General features: G+C 53.6%; 18 protein-coding genes. 4 read left to right on the top strand and 14 right to left on the bottom strand.

Annotated features, from left to right (window positions below):
- Window positions 1–78: 78 nt before the first annotated feature.
- Genes recJ through xerD form a run of 3 tightly spaced genes read right to left on the bottom strand, consistent with a single transcriptional unit; the run spans window position 79 to window position 3,451 of the window.
- Complete coding sequence (recJ, locus tag JQ822_RS09645; RefSeq protein WP_213133283.1) at window positions 79–1,812, bottom strand: single-stranded-DNA-specific exonuclease RecJ; 1,734 nt, start codon at window positions 1,810–1,812, stop codon at window positions 79–81.
- Window positions 1,813–1,817: 5 nt separating this feature from the next.
- Window positions 1,818–2,531 carry a bifunctional protein-disulfide isomerase/oxidoreductase DsbC gene (gene dsbC, locus JQ822_RS09640; RefSeq protein WP_213133282.1) on the bottom strand — a complete coding sequence of 238 codons (714 nt, stop codon included), beginning with the start codon at window positions 2,529–2,531 and terminating at the stop codon, window positions 1,818–1,820.
- Between the two features lie 23 nt (window positions 2,532–2,554).
- Entirely contained in the window at window positions 2,555–3,451 is an 897-nt protein-coding gene (xerD, locus tag JQ822_RS09635; RefSeq protein ID WP_213133281.1) for a site-specific tyrosine recombinase XerD, read from the bottom strand.
- A gap of 114 nt (window positions 3,452–3,565) precedes the next feature.
- Here xerD and fldB point away from each other — a divergent pair, with 114 nt between their 5' ends.
- The gene (gene fldB / locus JQ822_RS09630) at window positions 3,566–4,087 is read left to right on the top strand and encodes a flavodoxin FldB (RefSeq protein ID WP_045447250.1); all 522 of its coding nucleotides are present in this window, start codon (window positions 3,566–3,568) and stop codon (window positions 4,085–4,087) included.
- A gap of 45 nt (window positions 4,088–4,132) precedes the next feature.
- Here fldB and JQ822_RS09625 read toward each other — a convergent pair whose 3' ends face one another.
- Complete coding sequence (locus JQ822_RS09625; protein WP_213133280.1) at window positions 4,133–4,540, bottom strand: protein YgfX; 408 nt, start codon at window positions 4,538–4,540, stop codon at window positions 4,133–4,135.
- Window positions 4,521–4,787 carry an FAD assembly factor SdhE gene (gene sdhE / locus JQ822_RS09620; protein ID WP_096755798.1) on the bottom strand — a complete coding sequence of 89 codons (267 nt, stop codon included), beginning with the start codon at window positions 4,785–4,787 and terminating at the stop codon, window positions 4,521–4,523. Before sdhE ends, JQ822_RS09625 begins: the two co-directional genes overlap by 20 nt.
- 256 nt (window positions 4,788–5,043) lie before the next feature.
- Between sdhE and ygfZ the strand changes: the two genes are divergently transcribed.
- Window positions 5,044–6,024, top strand: a complete 981-nt coding sequence (gene ygfZ / locus JQ822_RS09615; protein ID WP_213133279.1) for a tRNA-modifying protein YgfZ — start codon at window positions 5,044–5,046, stop codon at window positions 6,022–6,024.
- Window positions 6,025–6,103: 79 nt separating this feature from the next.
- On the opposite strand, the gene trhA is transcribed toward ygfZ, so the two are convergent.
- The gene (trhA, locus tag JQ822_RS09610; RefSeq protein WP_213133278.1) at window positions 6,104–6,763 is read right to left on the bottom strand and encodes a PAQR family membrane homeostasis protein TrhA; all 660 of its coding nucleotides are present in this window, start codon (window positions 6,761–6,763) and stop codon (window positions 6,104–6,106) included.
- A gap of 163 nt (window positions 6,764–6,926) precedes the next feature.
- Window positions 6,927–7,238: a N(4)-acetylcytidine aminohydrolase gene (gene yqfB, locus JQ822_RS09605; protein WP_213133544.1), complete on the bottom strand. Its 312-nt coding sequence runs from the start codon at window positions 7,236–7,238 to the stop codon at window positions 6,927–6,929.
- A gap of 52 nt (window positions 7,239–7,290) precedes the next feature.
- Between yqfB and JQ822_RS09600 the strand changes: the two genes are divergently transcribed.
- Entirely contained in the window at window positions 7,291–8,019 is a 729-nt protein-coding gene (locus tag JQ822_RS09600) for a MurR/RpiR family transcriptional regulator (protein ID WP_213133543.1), read from the top strand.
- Between the two features lie 120 nt (window positions 8,020–8,139).
- Window positions 8,140–9,573 (top strand): 6-phospho-beta-glucosidase BglA, encoded by a 1,434-nt coding sequence (bglA, locus tag JQ822_RS09595; protein ID WP_213133277.1) that lies wholly within the window; start codon window positions 8,140–8,142, stop codon window positions 9,571–9,573.
- Between the two features lie 41 nt (window positions 9,574–9,614).
- On the opposite strand, the gene JQ822_RS09590 is transcribed toward bglA, so the two are convergent.
- The 7 genes from JQ822_RS09590 to pepP form a co-directional block, all read right to left on the bottom strand.
- Window positions 9,615–10,358 (bottom strand): SDR family oxidoreductase, encoded by a 744-nt coding sequence (locus JQ822_RS09590; RefSeq protein ID WP_213133276.1) that lies wholly within the window; start codon window positions 10,356–10,358, stop codon window positions 9,615–9,617.
- A 60-nt stretch (window positions 10,359–10,418) separates the two neighbouring features.
- Window positions 10,419–13,292 (bottom strand): aminomethyl-transferring glycine dehydrogenase, encoded by a 2,874-nt coding sequence (gene gcvP / locus JQ822_RS09585; RefSeq protein WP_213133275.1) that lies wholly within the window; start codon window positions 13,290–13,292, stop codon window positions 10,419–10,421.
- Window positions 13,293–13,409: 117 nt separating this feature from the next.
- Window positions 13,410–13,799: a glycine cleavage system protein GcvH gene (gene gcvH / locus JQ822_RS09580; protein ID WP_213133274.1), complete on the bottom strand. Its 390-nt coding sequence runs from the start codon at window positions 13,797–13,799 to the stop codon at window positions 13,410–13,412.
- Window positions 13,800–13,824: 25 nt separating this feature from the next.
- Complete coding sequence (gene gcvT / locus JQ822_RS09575; RefSeq protein WP_213133273.1) at window positions 13,825–14,919, bottom strand: glycine cleavage system aminomethyltransferase GcvT; 1,095 nt, start codon at window positions 14,917–14,919, stop codon at window positions 13,825–13,827.
- 452 nt (window positions 14,920–15,371) lie between these two features.
- The gene (gene ubiI, locus JQ822_RS09570) at window positions 15,372–16,574 is read right to left on the bottom strand and encodes an FAD-dependent 2-octaprenylphenol hydroxylase (protein ID WP_213133272.1); all 1,203 of its coding nucleotides are present in this window, start codon (window positions 16,572–16,574) and stop codon (window positions 15,372–15,374) included.
- 215 nt (window positions 16,575–16,789) lie between these two features.
- Window positions 16,790–17,968, bottom strand: a complete 1,179-nt coding sequence (ubiH, locus tag JQ822_RS09565; RefSeq protein WP_213133271.1) for a 2-octaprenyl-6-methoxyphenyl hydroxylase — start codon at window positions 17,966–17,968, stop codon at window positions 16,790–16,792.
- Window positions 17,965–19,281, bottom strand: a complete 1,317-nt coding sequence (gene pepP / locus JQ822_RS09560; protein ID WP_213133270.1) for a Xaa-Pro aminopeptidase — start codon at window positions 19,279–19,281, stop codon at window positions 17,965–17,967. Before pepP ends, ubiH begins: the two co-directional genes overlap by 4 nt.

Raw genomic sequence — 19,281 nt, 5'->3', positions numbered from 1 at the left:
TTTTATTGGACGAATCAAAATGCGGTGTAAGGGCGAGATTTTACCGGATCTGCGCCCTTATTTATAGCGATACTGGCGCTAAATTGGCCAGATATTGTCGATAATAATCTGCAAACTACGGTTGCCGCGAAACTCGTTAATATCCAGCTTATAGGCAAGCTGGACTTCACGTACGCCGTTATCAGGCCAGCAACTGGTATCGACGTTAAACGCAATACCGTCCAGCAGCGGCCCACCGTCTACGGGCTCTACCATTACCTTCAGATGACGCTCGCCAACCAGACGCTGCTGAAGCAAACGAAAACGCCCGTCAAACAGCGGTTCCGGGAACATTTGTCCCCACGGCCCGGCATCACGCAGCATTTGCGCGACCTCCATGGTCATCTCCGCCGCGGTCAGCGGGCCATCAGACACCACTTCACCTTGCAATAAGGCAGGGTCGAGCCACTCGGTCACCAGCTCGCCGAAACGCTGCTGGAAGCACTCAAACTGCGCTTCTTCCAGCGATAATCCCGCGGCCATGGCATGTCCGCCAAATTTGAGGATCATGTTGGGATACAGGGTATCCAGCCGCTCGAGCGCGTCACGCATGTGCAGCCCCTGAATCGAACGCCCCGACCCTTTGAGCGTACCGTCGCCAGCCGGGGCAAAAGCGATCACCGGGCGGTGAAAGCGCTCTTTAATACGTGACGCCAGTATCCCCACCACCCCCTGATGCCACTCGGGATGATACATCGCCAACCCGCCAGGCAGCGTTTCGCTACTGCGTTCAAGCTTCTCGCAAAGGGTCAACGCTTCCGTCTGCATGCCCTGTTCTATCTCTTTGCGCGTCTGGTTGAGCGCATCGAGTTCACTGGCTAGCACGCGCGCATCGCCAATGTTGTCGCACAGCAACAGCGCCACGCCAACGGACATATCATCCAGGCGACCTGCCGCATTCAGACGCGGCCCCAGCGCAAAACCTAAATCACTGGCGGCCAACTTTTGCGGGTCTCGATTCGAAATCTCAAGCAGCGCTTTGATGCCTGGACGGCATTTCCCCGCACGAATACGGCTTAAACCTTGCCACGTCAGAATGCGATTATTAGCGTCCAGCGGAACGACATCCGCCACCGTACCCAGCGCCACCAGATCAAGCAGATCCGCGAGGTTTGGCGGGACGATACCACGCTCATCAAACCAGCCTTTATCACGAAGAAAAGTACGCAGCGCCAGCATCAGGTAAAAAGCCACGCCGACGCCTGCCAGTGATTTCGACGGGAACGCACAGTCGTGCAGGTTCGGGTTGATAATAGCCACTGCGCCAGGCAGGGTATCGCCAGGCAGGTGGTGATCGGTAACTACTACCGGGATCCCCAGCGTTTTGGCATGCTCAACGCCGCTATGGGAAGAGATGCCGTTATCGACGGTGACGATCAGCTGAGCGCCCCGGGCATGCGCCTGATCCACGACTTCCGGACTTAAGCCATAGCCGTCTTCAAAACGGTTGGGCACCAGGTAGTCAATGTTGCTACAGCCCAACGCCCGCATCGCCAGGATGCTCAGCGCCGTGCTGGTCGCACCATCAGCGTCAAAATCCCCCACCACAATGATGCGGGTTCCCTCACGAAAGGCGTTATAGAGGATCTCAACCGCCTTTTCGACACCGCTCAATTGCTGCCACGGCAACATGCCTTTGACGCTACGCTCAAGCTCCTGTGCACTGCGCACACCACGACTGGCGTATAAACGACGCAGCAGTGGCGGCAGATCTGCAGGCAGGTCGGCGGTCTCGTTAGCTTCACGCCGACGAAGTTGTATCTGCTGTTTCACGCGAATTATTTACCGCTGGTCTGTTTTTGATGTGCGTCCAGGAACGCTTTCATCTCTTTTGGTCCCTGGTAACCCGGAACAACGTAGCCATTGCTCAGGACGATTGCAGGTGTGCCACTAACGCCAAACTGCACGCCAAGCGCGTAGTGGTTAGCGATATCCACATCGCAGGTTGCCGGTTTCACACTTTTACCCGCCATAGCATCATCAAACGCTTTGTTTTTGTCTTGCGCACACCAGATGGACTTCATGTCTTGCTCAGCCTGGCTTTCCAGTCCCTGACGCGGGAAGGCCAGATAGCGCACGGTGATCCCCAGTGCATTGTAGTCTTTCATCTCTTCATGCAGCTTGTGGCAGTAGCCACAGGTGATGTCGGTGAAAATAGTAATAACGTGCTTTTCCTGCGGCGCTTTGTAGATGATCATCTCTTTTTCCAGCGCGTTCAGCTGCTTCATCAGCAGTTGATTGGTGACGTTCACCGGACTTGCACCGCTTACGTCATACATCGGTCCCTGAATAATGTGCTTACCGTCTTCAGTAACGTACAGTACGCCGCTGTTGGTCAGTACGGTTTTCATTCCCGCAATCGGAGCGGGTTGAATTTCAGTGCTTTGTACGCCCAGCTTAGTTAATGACTGACGAATCGCCGCGTCATCTGCCTGCACCATGCCTGAAAACGCCGTCGCCAGCAGGGTGAACATCATAAAACTTTTTTTCATAACCTATCCTTTCCTGTCAGCACTCACGCACGAGGGTGATGCTGTTGATGTAATTGACGCAAGCGCTCCGTTGCGACATGGGTATAAATTTGTGTGGTAGAGAGATCGCTATGACCAAGCAACATCTGCACCACGCGCAGGTCAGCGCCATGGTTAAGCAAATGCGTGGCAAAAGCATGCCGCAGCACGTGTGGCGACAGCTTCTCACTGTCGATTCCCGCTAACACAGCATAGTGTTTAATTCGATGCCAGAAGGTCTGGCGCGTCATCTGCTGCGCGCGCTGGCTGGGAAACAGCACATCAATAGAGACGCCATTCAGCAACCATGGCCGCCCGTGCTCCAGATATGTTTCCAGCCAGTACACAGCCTCTTCCCCCAACGGCACCAATCTCTCTTTGTTGCCTTTACCGATGACCCGTACAACCCCCTGGCGCAGACTGATATCGCTCATCGTCAGCCCCACCAGTTCAGAAACGCGCAGACCGGTGGCATACAATACTTCGAGCATGGCTTTGTCTCGGAGTTCCAGCGGTTGCTCTATAAGCGGCGCCTGCAGCAATCGCTCTACTTGCGCCTCGCTGAGATCTTTTGGCAGACGCTGCGGTAGCTTAGGTGAAGCCAGCGAAGCGCTGGGATCGTCATCGCGAAATTTCTCGCGATACAGATGCTGAAAAAATCGCCGCATTGCACTCAGCAAACGCGCGGAACTGGTGGCTTTATACCCCCCGTCCATTCGCTCGGCCAGCAGTGCTTGCAGGTCATCACTCTGTACCGTCGCCAGAGAAACACCGCGATGGTGTAGCCATTCAATAAGCATGGTCAGATCGCGACGATACGCACTTAACGTGTTTTCCGCCAGATTTCGTTCCAGCCACAGGGCATCAAGAAATTGCTCGATGCGCGCCAGATCTTGTTCCACTCGCGCCCCTTATTCCACTCTCACATTTTTGATGCATTATGCCTCATTGTGCCGTGATTGCGGGGATTCTGATACACTACGCGCAACGCTACAGCAGAATTGAGACGTTTAGTAATGAACATGGGTCTTTTTTACGGTTCCAGCACGTGCTACACCGAGATGGCAGCAGAGAAAATCCGCGATATTCTTGGTCCCGAGCTGGTGACATTACACAACCTCAAGGATGATTCCCCAACCTTAATGGAGCAGTACGACGTGCTCATTTTGGGTATCCCAACCTGGGATTTCGGTGAAATTCAGGAGGACTGGGAAGCCGTCTGGGATCAGTTGGATAACCTTAACCTGGAAGGCAAAATTGTTGCGCTCTACGGCATGGGCGATCAACTGGGCTACGGCGAGTGGTTCCTGGATGCGTTGGGAATGCTGCACGACAAGCTAGTCACGAAAGGTGTGAAGTTTGTCGGTTACTGGCCCACAGAAGGCTATGAATTTACCAGCGATAAACCTGTTATTGCTGATGGGCAGCTGTTTGTCGGCCTTGCGCTAGATGAAACTAACCAGTACGACCTTAGCGATGAACGCATCCAGGCGTGGTGTGAACAAATTCTCGGCGAAATGGCCGAACACTGGTCCTGATCGTCCGCTGACTGACGGTTAAGGTCTACAACCTTACCGTCAGCGCTATTTCTGCATCGTCGGTTGTAATATTAACCGACGCAAATCCCGCCACTCGGCATCATCCATACTGTCCGCCGCCAACCACAGATGCTGACGTTTTCCTGTACCTGACCGCAAACGTAACATCATGCCCGTTTTCATCATCCAGGGCGCGCTAACGATCGCCCACTCTTGCCCTTGCCAACGCAGACGACCATCCATCAATAGTCTAATCTCTCCCTGACAAGCGTTGATACGGCGCTGACTGCGCACGCTGTCGAACACCACCAGAGAGAGCAAAATCAGCCATAAGGGGGTGTAACTCAGTGGCCAGGGCATTAATAAAATAAGCACCGCCACCAACCCGTGAATGAGCAGCGAAATCCACTGTGCGCGCCAGGAGACGCGTAAATCAGATTGCCACTGGACCACGTTCCCGATTCCGTGTCTGGATGAGTCGCACCATTTGCTCAAGCTGTGCATCAGCCGGCTTCCCATGATTCATCAACCAGTTAAACAAATCAGGGTCATCACATTCCAGCAAACGGATAAAGATGCGTTTTTCGTCATCACTTAAGTTGTCATATTCATGTTCGAAAAACGGCATGATAGAAATGTCCAGCTCGCGCATACCGCGACGGCATGCCCAATGAATACGTGCTTTGTTGTTAATATCCATGTTCTTCTTCCTGTCTCGCGAAAACGAAGTACCCGGCTATTGTAACGTGTTTTTCACGCTCTTTTGCGGGAATATCAGTAAACGGAAGCACGATCGCTAAATAAAACCACATTAAGTCAAAGGGTTCATCAATTGTGGATGTCTCCTCGCAAAGCTTTAAATATGGCACAAATAGGATGTTTAAACCGCTTGCAATGGGCCATAGCTCTTTTACCATTAGTCATTATCACTGCGTTAAGCAAATCAGGACATTATTATGGCTTTTATCTCTTTTCCTCCTCGTCAGCCTTGTGCGTCAACGCGTTTGCCTCTGACGCTGATGACTCTGGATGACTGGGCGCTCGCGACCATCACCGGTACAGACAGTGAGAAGTATATTCAGGGCCAGGTCACTGCTGATGTCAGTCTGCTGACCGAACATCAGCATGTGCTGGCTGCCCACTGCGATGCCAAAGGCAAAATGTGGAGCAATCTGCGCCTGTTTCGCCTGAGTGACGGCTTTGCGTGGCTTGAACGCCGTAGCCTGCGCGATGCCCAGCTTACTGAACTGAAAAAATATGCCGTCTTCTCCAAAGTGGTCATTGCGCCTGACGATGAGCGCGTGCTGTTGGGCGTTGCCGGATTCCAGGCGCGTGCCGCACTGGATAATCTCTTTAGCGAGCTGCCAACACGCGATAAGCAGGTAATTACCGAAGGTGCTTCCGCAATATTGTGGTTCGAACACCCGGCCGAACGCTTCCTGCTGATTACCGATGCCGCCACGGCGGAAACGCTGGTAGAAAAACTGCGCGGTGAAGCGGAGTTGAACAACAGCCAGCAGTGGCTGGCGCTGGATATCGAAGCCGGGATCGCGGTGATTGATACCCCCAACAGCGGTCAGTTTATTCCGCAGGCTACCAACCTGCAGGCGCTGGGTGGGATCAGCTTCAAAAAAGGCTGCTATACTGGGCAGGAAATGGTGGCTCGTGCGAAATTCCGCGGCGCTAACAAACGCGCACTGTGGTCACTGGCGGGTTCTGCCAGTCGAGTACCGGAAGCGGGTGAAGACCTGGAGCTGAAAATGGGCGAGAACTGGCGCCGTACCGGCACCGTACTTGCTGCAGTGCAGCTGGCGGATGGTCAGGTACTGGTGCAGGTCGTGATGAATAACGACATGGAAGCCGACAGCGTGTTCCGCGTTCGCGACGACGCGAAAACACTACATATTGCACCGCTGCCGTATTCGCTGGAAGAGTAAATCGCCGGGTGGCGACTTCATCTTACCGGGTCAAGGGTTTTGTAGGCCCGGTAAGCGCAGCGCCACCGGGCAATGATGATTACGCCTGCCCCACGTACAGATAGATCGCCAGGAAGTGGCACACGCTGCCGCCCAGCACGAACCCATGCCAGATAGCATGGTTGTAAGGGATACGCTTGCAGACGTAAAAAATGACGCCCAGTGAATAAATCACGCCGCCAACTGCCAGCAACGTTACGCCCCCAGCCGCCAGCTTAATCGCCAGTTGATACACCACAATCAATGACAGCCAACCCATAGTCAGGTAGGTCACTAGCGACAGAACCTTAAAGCGGTGTGCGATAGTCAGTTTGAACAGAATACCGAGCAGCGCCAGACTCCAGATAACAATCATCAGTCCGCGTGCCAGCGGTGAATCCAGCCCTACCAGCAGAAATGGTGTATAGGTCCCGGCAATCAGCAGATAAATAGCGCAATGGTCGAATTTTTTCAGCCAGATTTTTGCTCGCTGATGGGGGATCGCATGATACAAGGTGGAAGCGAGGAACAGCAGGATCATGCTGCCGCCGTAAAGACTGTAGCTGGTAATAGCCATAGCACTGGCATTGGTATCCACTGCCTGAACCAGTAACAGCACCAGTCCAACAATCCCAAACACCAGCCCGATACCGTGACTGATGCTGTTGGCTATTTCCTCTGCCAGCGAATATCCCTGCGCTATTAATGGCTTCTGAACCATAGCTTACTCCCAAGAGACGAACACTTTCGTGATTACGTCTCTAGCGTAACTGAGAATGGTTCCAGTGAACACCTGTTAGCTAAAATAATCTCTAAAAAATAAATAATTAATAAAAATCATGCAATTAACTTTTATTTTTCAGCTAACATGCGTACTGTTAAAGTTAAAGGCATTTAAAATCAATCACATAAAATTGCGTCTGACCTGGGTAGATCTCTGTAATCACACGTTTAAGCTCATCGAGGGTCATATTTTCCTGTTGAGCATGTTTTGCATTCAACGAGTCCAATGTCACTGTCGAGGTGCCGACCACTACAATAGTGCAGAAATACTCGTCATCTTCGAAGCGTCCAACCCGCAAAATATCACCGGTTTTGAAGTGGGATTCGGATTCATCGCGAATAGTAATGGTTTTGCGTCCGGCCAGAATGTCATCCTGGAAACGCTGAAAAAAAGTGATGTCATTTGGCTGCATGTTATTATTCCCTGTAGATGAAGTCTGATGAGTGAGTTTTGCCATTGTGAGTATGTTCTCCCACGCCGCCATCGCCAGTCTCAACAATCTTGAGATGTTGGTCTACAACTATGTCATCAAGAACCGTGACAAAGTCATGTATATGACCATTCGCGAACTGGCTGATGCCGTAGGAGTTTCCACCACCACCGTGCTGCGCTTTTGCCGCAAGCTTAACTGTGAAGGCTACTCTGAGTTTCGCATACGCTTTAAATTATATTTAGAGCAGAATGAACCGCAACAGGCTAATTTCGGTGCCAGCGAAATTATCAGCTTCTTTAAAGGCGTCAATAACGACGAGTTCGATAAACTGCTCGATCAGGCTGTTGATATTATATTATCTTCCGAGCGTATTATATTCGTCGGCGCGGGCACATCCGGGTCTTTGGCTAAATACGGCGCACGTTTTTTCTCAAACGTCGGAAAATTCAGCAATCATATTGATGATCCCTATTTCCCGGTAACCAACGATATGGCCAGAAACGCGCTGGCGATCGTCCTTTCCGTTTCTGGTGAAACCGAGGAGATCCTGCGTTTCGCCAGCCAGTTCAGCCTACACAACTGCAAGGTGATGTCGGTTACCAGCCATGAGCATTCACGTCTGGCGAAGTTGGCCGACTTTAACCTCTCCTGGCATGTACCGCAAACCCGCATTGCCGGTGTCTATGATATTACTACGCAAATCCCCGTTATTTATATTCTGGAATCACTGGGTCGCAAACTGGCGAAAAGATTAGCGTAAAAAAACAATCTGTTTTTTTGATGTAACAAATCACATTAAACCTATTTTGTTATATCGTGACATTTACCTTTCCTTTGTTAGACTCAAAATCAGATGATATTAATTTGAGACTGAGCGCAAATGAAAAAACTTACTTTACCGAAAGATTTTTTATGGGGCGGCGCGGTTGCGGCGCATCAGGTTGAAGGCGGCTGGAACAAAGGCGGCAAAGGGCCAAGCATTTGTGACGTACTGACCGGCGGCGCACACGGCGTTCCGCGCGAAATCACTCAGGACGTTGTGCCAGGTAAGTACTATCCAAACCACGAAGCCGTCGATTTCTACGGTCATTACAAAGAAGATATTAAGCTGTTTGCTGAGATGGGCTTCAAATGTTTTCGCACGTCTATCGCTTGGACCCGAATCTTCCCCCAAGGTGACGAAACCCAACCGAATGAAGAAGGGCTGAAGTTTTACGACGACATGTTCGATGAGTTGCTTAAGTACAATATTGAGCCGGTCATCACCCTCTCCCACTTTGAAATGCCGCTGCATCTGGTGCAACAATATGGTAGCTGGACCAACCGCAAAGTGGTCGATTTCTTTGTTCGTTTTGCCGAAGTTGTATTTGAACGCTACAAGCACAAGGTCAAATACTGGATGACCTTTAATGAAATCAACAACCAGCGTAACTGGCGAGCGCCGCTGTTTGGCTACTGCTGTTCCGGCGTGGTGTACACCGAGCACGAAAACCCCGAAGAGACCATGTACCAGGTGCTGCACCACCAGTTTATCGCCAGCGCGCTGGCGGTGAAGGCGGCACGTCGTATTAATCCCGAAATGAAAGTCGGTTGCATGCTGGCGATGGTGCCGCTGTATCCGTTCTCCTGTAAGCCGGAAGATATGATGTTTGCGCAGGAATCGATGCGTGAGCGCTACGTCTTCACCGACGTCCAGTTGCGCGGCTACTACCCCTCTTATGTGCTGAACGAGTGGGAACGTCGTGAGTTCAACATCAAAATGGAAGCGGAAGACGAGCAGATCCTGCGCGAAGGCACCTGTGACTATCTCGGTTTCAGCTACTACATGACCAACGCCGTAAAAGCGGAAGGCGGCAGCGGCGATGCGATTTCCGGCTTTGAAGGCAGCGTACCTAACCCGCACGTTAAAGCCTCCGACTGGGGTTGGCAGATAGATCCCGTGGGCTTGCGCTACGCCTTATGTGAGCTGTATGAACGCTATCAGAAGCCGCTGTTTATCGTTGAAAACGGGTTTGGCGCTTACGACAAAGTGGAAGCAGACGGCAGCATCAACGACGACTACCGCATTGAGTATCTGCGCGCCCACGTCGAAGAAATGATGAAAGCGGTAACGTATGATGGCGTAGACTTGATGGGCTACACGCCGTGGGGCTGCATCGACTGCGTGTCGTTCACCACCGGTCAGTACAGCAAACGCTACGGCTTTATCTATGTGAACAAGCACGATGACGGCACCGGCGATATGTCGCGTTCACGCAAGAAAAGCTTCAATTGGTACAAAGAGGTGATCGCCAGCAACGGCGAGAATCTGTGATTTTTTGCCGGATGGCGCTGCGCCATCCGGCAAACAACTCATTATCTTCCGCCTGCCAGTTCCAGAAAACTCCCCGTGACGTAAGACGCTTTCTCGCTCAGCAGCCAGGTAATCGCCTGCGCGACTTCTTCCGGTTGCCCGCCACGCTGCATAGGGAGCATGGATTTCACGCGATCGACTCTTCCCGGCTCACCGCCAGAGGCATGCATTTCAGTGTAGATAAGACCCGGTCGCACACAGTTCACGCGGATGCCCTGCGCCGCCACTTCCAGCGCCAGTCCGGTCGTCAGCGTATCCACCGCGCCTTTCGACGCGGCGTAGTCGATATATTCAAACGGAGCACCAAGCCTCGATGCTGCCGATGAGACGTTAACAATCGCCCCACCCTTACCGCCATGCTTCAACGACATCCGCTTAACGGCTTCGCGACAGCACAGAAAATAGCCGGTAACGTTGGTCGCCAGTACGCGGTTGATCCGCTCGGCGGTTAAGTTTTCCACCGTGCTCTGCTCGAACAAAATACCGGCATTATTCACCAGCGCAGTCAGCGGTTCTCCTACGCGGTCGATGGCCTCAAACATTGCCACAACCTGGCTTTCATCACTGATGTCCGCCCGCAAAGCAATTGCCTTGCCGCCTGCTGTCGTAATGTGACTCACCACCTCGGTTGCAGCACGAATATTGTGATGAAAGTTCACCGCGACCGTGTAACCCTCTTGCGCCAGCTGCAGTGCGGTTGCGCGGCCAATACCGCGACTGCCGCCGGTAACAAGTGCAATGCCCATAACATTTCTCCCAAAAAATAAAGGCGCCGAAGCGCCTTTAAAAGATAGTCGAATCAGCAATTACTGATATTCGCTCATCGGCACGCAGGAGCAGAACAGGTTACGGTCGCCATAAACATCATCAAGACGTTTTACGGTCGGCCAATATTTGTTTGCCACCCCCGCCGGGAAGACGGCGATTTCACGGCTATAACCGTGGTTCCACTCCGCCACCAGCTCGTTTTGCGTGTGCGGGGAGTTAACCAGCGGGTTATCTGTAAGCGACCATTCACCCGCTTTCACACGGTCGATCTCTGCGCGGATTGCCAGCATCGCATTGATAAAGCGATCCAGTTCCACTTTACCTTCAGATTCCGTTGGCTCCACCATCAGCGTACCCGCAACCGGGAACGACATGGTCGGAGCATGGAAACCGTAGTCGATCAGGCGCTTGGCAATATCCAGTTCGCTGATTCCAGTCTCTTCTTTCAATGGACGAATGTCGAGAATACACTCGTGTGCCACACGACCATCGCGACCGGTATACAACACCGGATAGGCATCTTTCAGACGGCTGGCAATGTAGTTAGCATTCAGAATTGCCACCTGGCTTGCCTGCTTCAGACCTTCTGCGCCCATCATACGAATGTACATCCAGCTGATTGGCAGAATAGATGCACTACCGAACGGTGCGGCAGAAACCGCGCCCTGACGGGTGAGCATACCTTCAATCTGCACCACGCTGTGACCCGGCACGAACGGTGCCAGATGCGATTTAACGCCGATCGGTCCCATACCCGGGCCACCGCCACCGTGTGGAATGCAGAAAGTTTTATGCAGATTGAGGTGTGATACATCCGCACCGATAAAGCCCGGCGTGGTGATCCCCACCTGAGCGTTCATGTTCGCGCCATCGAGGTAAACCTGGCCGCCAAACTGATGCACGACTTCGCATACTTCGCGGATCGTTTCTTCATACACGCCGTGGGTGGACGGATAGGTCACCATGATGCAGGAGAGGCTTTCAGCGTGTTGTTCTGCTTTTGCACGCAGATCGTCCAGGTCGATGTTGCCGTTCTTATCACAAGCAACCACCACCACCTGCATACCTGCCATCTGAGCGGAAGCCGGGTTGGTACCGTGGGCAGAGGCTGGGATCAGGCAGATATCGCGATGGCCTTCGTTACGGCTTTCGTGATAATGGCGAATCGCCAGCAGACCCGCATACTCGCCCTGCGCGCCGGAGTTCGGCTGCATGCAGACGGCGTCATAGCCGGTCAGTTTTACCAGCCACTCAGAAAGCTGACCAATCATCTGCTGATACCCTTCTGCCTGCTCTGGCGGACAGAACGGGTGCAGTTCAGCAAATTCAGGCCAGGTAATTGGGATCATCTCGGCGGCCGCGTTCAGCTTCATGGTGCAGGAACCCAGCGGGATCATTGCCTGGTTCAGCGCCAGATCTTTACGCTCCAGCGAGTGCATGTAGCGCATCATCTCAGTTTCGCTGTGGTAGCGGTTGAACACCGGATGGCTCAGGATTGCATCATTACGCAGCATGCTGTCCTGAATGGAACGGCTGTCGAGCGCCACGTCTTTATCCAGCATGTCGATGTTCAGGCCGTGGCTGTCGCCCAGCAGAACATTGAACAACTGCACCACGTTTTCACAGGTGGTCGTTTCATCGAGCGTAATACCTACCGCGTTATGAATATCGCTGCGCAGGTTGATTTCTGCCGCTTCAGCACGCGCCAGCACGGAGGCTTTGTCGGCCACTTCAACACACAGGGTGTCAAAGTAGTGCGCATGACGCAGCTTCAGCCCTTTCTGTTGCAGACCGGCTGCCAGAATGTCAGTCAGGCGATGGATACGATTGGCAATGCGCTTCAGTCCGACCGGACCATGATAAACGGCATACAGGCTGGCGATGTTGGCCAGCAGGACCTGCGAGGTACAAATATTGGAGTTCGCTTTCTCACGGCGGATATGCTGCTCGCGAGTTTGCATCGCCATGCGCAGTGCGGTATTGCCCGCCGCATCTTTGGAAACGCCGATAATACGGCCTGGCATGGAGCGTTTGAATTCGTCTTTAGCAGCAAAAAATGCCGCGTGTGGACCGCCGTAGCCCATCGGTACGCCGAAGCGTTGCGCAGAGCCGAAAACAATGTCCGCGCCCTGTTTACCCGGCGCAGTCAGCAGAACCAGCGCCATAAAATCGGCCGCGACGCTGACCACAACTTTGCGGGATTTAAGATCAGCAATCAGTGTGCTGTAGTCGTGCACTTCACCGGTGGTGCCTACTTGTTGCAACAGCACACCAAATACATCCTGATGATCCAGCGCTTTTGCAGCATCATCAACAATGACGTCAAAACCAAAGGTTTCCGCACGGGTACGCACAACATCCAGCGTTTGCGGATGAACATCAGCCGCCACAAAGAAGCGGTTGGCGTTTTTCAGTTTGCTGACGCGTTTTGCCATCGCCATTGCTTCAGCAGCAGCGGTGGCTTCATCCAGCAGAGAAGCGGAGGCCATATCCAGACCGGTCAGATCCAGCGTGACCTGCTGGAAGTTGAGCAGCGCTTCCAGACGCCCTTGAGAGACTTCTGGCTGATACGGTGTGTACGCGGTGTACCAGCCCGGGTTTTCCAGCATGTTACGCAGGATAACCGGTGGCAACTGCACGGCGGTGTAGCCCATGCCAATGTAGGACGTGAAGCGCTTGTTACGCCCGGCGATGGCTTTTAATTCAGCCAGCGCAGCGTATTCGGTCGCAGCAGTGCCCACCTGTGGCGGGGTTGCGAGCTGAATGTCTTTCGGCACAATCTGGCCGATCAGCGCGTTTAACGACTCGGCGCCAACTGCATTCAGCATCTCTTGCTGCTGCGCGGCGTCCGGTCCGATGTGGCGTTCAATAAAAGCGCCGCTGTTTTCAAGCTGGCTTAACGTCTGTGTCATGGGCGATGGTTCCTGAAACGTGCAGTGAATCGTAGGTGTCTCTACTTACCTGAATACGCAAATAATTCGCGGTGCAGTGAGTAGGCCGGATAAGCATTATCGCCATCCGGCACAACATTATTCGTCTTCTAACAATGCTTCATATGCGGTCGCATCCAGCAGCGATTCGATTTCGCTTTCGTCGCTGGCTTTAATCTTGAAGATCCAGCCGCCGGTGTACGGCTCGCTGTTGACCAGTTCCGGGGAGTCGCTAAGCGTGTCGTTAACCGCCACAATCTCACCGCCCACTGGCGCATAGATATCGGAAGCCGCTTTTACGGATTCCGCAACGGCGCAGTCATCGCCTGCGCTGACGGTGGCGCCAACTTCGGGCAGGTCAACGAAAACCATGTCACCTAACAGCTCCTGAGCGTGTTCGGTGATACCAACGGTGTAAGAGCCGTCAGCTTCTTTGCGCAGCCATTCGTGTTCTTTGCTGTATTTCAGTTCTGCAGGTACGTTGCTCATCAATCAATCTCCAAAAAAGGATGAATTACGCGACGGCTTTGCCGTTACGCACAAAAACAGGTTTAGTCACTTTTACCGGCATTTCACGGTTACGAATCTGCACAATTGCGGTCTCGCCAATACCCGCTGGGACACGCGCCAGTGCGATGCTGTAACCCAGAGTTGGAGAGAATGTCCCGCTGGTGATAATACCTTCATGCTGGTTGCCGGAAGCATCGGTGAAACGCACCGGCAGTTCATTACGCAGCACGCCTTTCTCGGTCATCACCAGCCCGACCAGCTGTTCGTGACCTTTTTCACGCTGCATTTCCAGCGCTTCGCGACCAATAAAGTCGCGGTCAGCAGGTTCCCACGCGATGGTCCAGCCCATGTTGGCGGCCAGCGGAGAAATCCCCTCGTCCATCTCCTGGCTGTAAAGGTTCATACCGGCTTCCAGACGCAGCGTATCGCGCGCGCCCAGACCACACGGCTGTATGCCTGCGTCAACCAGCGCACGCCAGAAATCCGCCGCTTGTTCATTTGGCAGAGCGATTTCATAGCCCGCTTCGCCGGTATAACCGGTGGTGGCGATAAACAAATCACCGGCCTGCACGCCGAAGAATGGCTTCATGCCTTCAACCGCATGGCGCTGCTCTTCATTAAACAGCGTCGCAGCTTTGGCCTGGGCATTCGGTCCCTGCACCGCAATCATCGACAGGTCATCACGAACAGTGATGTCGATGGCGTAAGGTTCAGCGTGTTGGGTAATCCAGGAGAGGTCTTTTTCGCGGGTGGCGGAGTTTACAACGAGGCGGAAGAAATCTTCAGTAAAGTAGTAGACGATCAGGTCATCTATTACGCCGCCTGAAGCGTTGAGCATACCGGAGTACAGGGCTTTGCCGGTTTTCGTTAGCTTCGCGACGTCGTTTGCCAGCAGATAACGCAAGAACTCCCGGGTGCGGCTGCCGCGCAGATCGACGATGGTCATATGCGACACATCAAACATACCGGCGTCGGTGCGGACAGCGTGATGCTCATCAAGCTGAGAACCGTAATGCAGAGGCATCATCCAGCCATGGAAATCAACCATGCGCGCGCCACATAGCGTGTGTTGTTCGTACAAAGGAGTCTGTTGAGCCATCTTTTCCTCGTTGAATAAGCGGGGCTATCAACTCTTTCGCGGTGAAATCTTCACCACGAAACCCAGCACCGTAGCCGCTCCATGGGCTACGACGCAAACGTTCTCTTTGCCTTGAACTTACCACCGAAACAGACGCTAAACCATAAGGCAAAATTAGCCATCACATTAGCTTATGGCTAAAAATGACCAGATCGCCGTCAGAATAAAAAACCAATAAATAGCCATCAAGTCAGAACAATTAACAGATACAAGCGGGATTATTCCGCAACAACCCATACTAAATGTTGAAAAAATGTCAAAAATGGCGTTATGAGAAATTAGTAATATTAAAAAAACTAATGCGAAAAAAGGTGTGGAATTAGATTATTTCAAATGAGAGAAGCATCCCGGCGCGCAGGCCGGGAGAGGAAAGTGTGACGGGTTTCAAACTCTTAAGATTGTCCTTACGGACGTTAGCGCAACCACTCAGGAAGATCGTTTAACCCCATCGCCTGACGAATAAGTTTCGGTTTTACGCCAGGAAGGGTATCGGCTAGTTTCAGACCAATATCACGCAGCAGTTTCTTCGCCGGATTCTCGCCAGCAAACAGCTCGCGGAACCCCTGCATACCGGCCAGCATCATCGCCGCACTGTGCTTACGGCTACGCTCATAGCGACGCAGATAGAGGTACTGACCGATATCTTTGCCCTGCCGTTGCAGGCGCTTAAGCTCGTCGATCAGCTCCGCTGCATCCATAAAGCCGAGATTCACTCCCTGTCCTGCCAGCGGATGGATGGTATGCGCCGCGTCCCCCACCAGCGCCAGACGATGGGCGGCAAACTGGCGAGCATAGCGCCCCGTCAGCGGAAACGCCTGACGTTCACTCTCAACGCAACATAATCCCAGGCGATTATCAAAGGCGATATTCAGCGCCTGGTTAAACTCGTCAATGCTTGCCTGCTGCATGCGTTCGGCTTCCTGCGGCGAAAGTGACCAGACAATAGAGCACAGATGCGGGTCACTGAGCGGCAGGAATGCCAGAATACCTTCCCCGTGGAACGCCTGACGCGCAACCGCTCCATGCGCTTCCTGGGTACGGATGGTTGCCACCAGAGCATGATGGCGGTAATCCCAGAAGGTCAGCGGAATATCCGCTTTGTTACGCAACCAGGAGTTTGCACCGTCCGCACCGATAACCAGGCGCGCGGTCATCATCGAGCCATCCTTCAGGGTCAGAAAAGCGTCGTTCTCCCCCCAGGCTACTTGCTGTAGTTCTGCCGGAGCCATCAGCGTAATGTCTGCCGACTGCTGCGCCTTTTGCCACAGTGCGTAGTGGATCACCGAATTTTCAACGATATGTCCCAAATGGCTGTAACCCATGCTTTGGTCATCAAATTCGATGCGTCCAAAGCTATCTTTGTCCCAGACTTCCATGCCGTGATAGCAGCAAGCCCGGCGGGCAACAATGTCTGACCATACGCCAAGACGGGTCAGCAGTTTTTCGCTGGCGGCGTTAATGGCCGACACGCGAAGCTGAGGAGGTGCATCCGCCGCCAGAGGCTGTGGAACATGTTGTTCTAACACAGCAACGCGTAACCCGCTGCCCTGCAAGCCGCAGGCAACCGCCAGTCCCACCATGCCGCCACCAACAATTGCTACATCAACACTTTGCACAATCCACTCCTGATGCCTGGCTCAGCAGGCGTAATTGTTGCAGCCAGTTTGGACACGGACAGCGCGGAACAACCGGAGCGTACACGCAGTACGTGAGGATGATTCGCTTTGCTCCCCCTTCGGGCTGCCCTGAAGGGCGTTCAAAACTCTGTCGAGTTTTGTGTGAGCACTGCCCTGGTCCAAAATGGCAAATAAAATAGCCTGCTGTGACAGGACTATCGCGCAACCCAACCCAGGGTCCGCTCCGCCAGCGCATCGCGTGCTGGCGTCAATAATTCCATCGCCATAAGACCCGCGTTACGCCCAACAACTAGCGGGGCCCAGCGGTTGGCAAACAGATACACCAGACTGTTGGTGACGCCAATTGTTGTCTCGCGATCGGTCTCACGACGCTGCTGATAGCGCGACAGTACCGCATAATCGCCAATGTCTTCTGCATCGTCCTGCGCCTGCGTTAAGGTTTCGGCAAGACTCATGACGTCGCGCAGGCCGAGGTTAAAACCTTGCCCGGCAATAGGATGCAGCGTCTGTGCCGCATTGCCCACCAGCACGGTACGATGAGTAATCGACTTCACGGCGGTGGTTAAAGACAGCGGGTAGACGCTACGTTTACCCGCTTGCGTAATGCGCCCCAGCCGCCAGCCGAACGCGGTTTGCAGTTCACGGCAAAACTGTTCATCAGACCAGGCCATAACCTCATCACGCTTCTCCAGCGGATGGCACCACACCAGCGAACAGCGGCCATCTGACATCGGTAACATAGCCAGCGGGCCATGCTGCGTGAAGCGTTCAAACGCCCGCCCGTTATGCGGGACTGAGGTCGTGACGTTGGCAATCACCGCCAGCTGTTCGTACGGCTGCTGCTGCCAGTCAACGCCACAGGCGCTAGCCAGCGCAGAGCGTGTACCATCGGCAGCTACCAGCACGCGACCGGTAATCACCTCGCCATTCTCAAGCGTAACCTCAACGTGCTCCTGGGTACGCGACACGCTGGCAACACGGTCAGGGCAATGTAACGTGACGCCGCGCGCCTTGCGCAACAGCGCAAACAGGCGCAGCCCGACGTCATGCAGTTCCACCACCTGACCCAGCGCAGGAATACGGTATTCCTGCGCATCAAGCGTCACACTCCCGGCATGCCCACGATCGCTGACGAGTACCGTTTTGATCGCGGTTGCGCAATCGGCAATAGCCTGCCAGATGCCAATTCGCGCCAGTTGCTGGCAAGTGCCTGCCGCCAGCGCTATCGCCCGGGCGTCAAACCCCGGATGGCGGTCAGTATCTGGCTCGCTCGCTTCAATAAGATGGACCGGTAGCGTCCCATGACTAAGCTCTGAAATAGCCAGCGCCAGCGTCGCGCCGACCATACCGCCACCGACAATAATCACGCTCATTGCAGTCGCGCCGCGGCCATCAGTGCTTCAATGTCATCCGCCTTTTTCACTACGCTGGCGGTCAGGTTTTCATTACCGTCTTCGGTAATCAGAATGTCATCTTCAATACGAATACCGATACCGCGATAAGCCGGTGAGACGTCTGCGTCCGGCGCGATATACAGCCCAGGCTCGACGGTAAGCACCATCCCCGGCTCCAGGATACGCGAGCGATCCTGACCATAGGCACCGACGTCGTGCACATCCAGCCCCAGCCAGTGACTCAGGCCATGCATAAAGAAAGGACGATGCGCGTTGTCAGCAATCAGTTGATCAATATCACCGTGCAGAATACCCAGCTTTACCAGACCGGTAATCATGATGCGCACCACCTCTCCCGTTACTTCCTGGATGGACGTACCCGGACGATACAGACACAGGCTGGTCTCTAACGATTCCAGTACGATGTCGTAGATTTCACGCTGTGCTGGGGTAAATTTACCGTTGACCGGGAAGGTGCGGGTAATGTCGCCAGCGTAACCTCGGTATTCACATCCGGCGTCAATCAGCACCAAATCGCCATCGCGCATTTCACTTTCGTTTTCGGTGTAATGCAGAATGCAGCCGTTTACGCCGCTGCCAACGATGGTGTTATAAGACGGATAACGCGCACCATGACGAGTAAACTCGTGGTGGATCTCCCCTTCCAGTTGGTACTCGAACATTCCCGGGCGACATTTTTCCATCGCGCGGGTATGCGCCAGTGCGCTGATTTCACCCGCGCGACGCATGACCGCTATCTCTTCCGGCGATTTGAACAGCCGCATTTCATGTACCATCGGACGCCAGTCAATTATCGTGGCTGGCGCTTTCAGGTTCTGCCGGGAGCCTTTACGCAGCTTATCCATCGCCGTAAACACGATTTCATCAGCCCAGGTATATTCGCCCTGCGCGTGGTACACCGTGTCCAGACCGTTAAGCAACTGATGCAGCTGTTGGTTGATTTCGCTGAAAGCTAACGCCCGATCAACGCCCAGTTTCTCCGGTGCGGCATCCTGCCCCAGACGGCGGCCAAACCAGATCTCCGCTGTCAGATCGCGTACCCGGTTAAACAAAACGCTATGGTTATGAGTGTCATTACTTTTAATCAGCACCAGCACAGCTTCAGGCTCGTTAAAACCGGTGAAGTACCAAAAGTCGCTGCTCTGACGGTACGGATATTCACTGTCCGCACTGCGCGTCGCTTCCGGTGCGGCGAAAATCAGCGCGGCGCTGCCCGGCTGCATTTGCGCCAGCAAAGCCTGGCGACGGCGTAAGTATTCTTGCTGAGTCAT

Origin of the sequence: Citrobacter sp. FP75 (genome assembly GCF_018342065.1) — a bacterium.
Classification (GTDB): domain Bacteria; phylum Pseudomonadota; class Gammaproteobacteria; order Enterobacterales; family Enterobacteriaceae; genus Citrobacter.
This window is presented reverse-complemented; position numbering and strand designations above follow the sequence as displayed.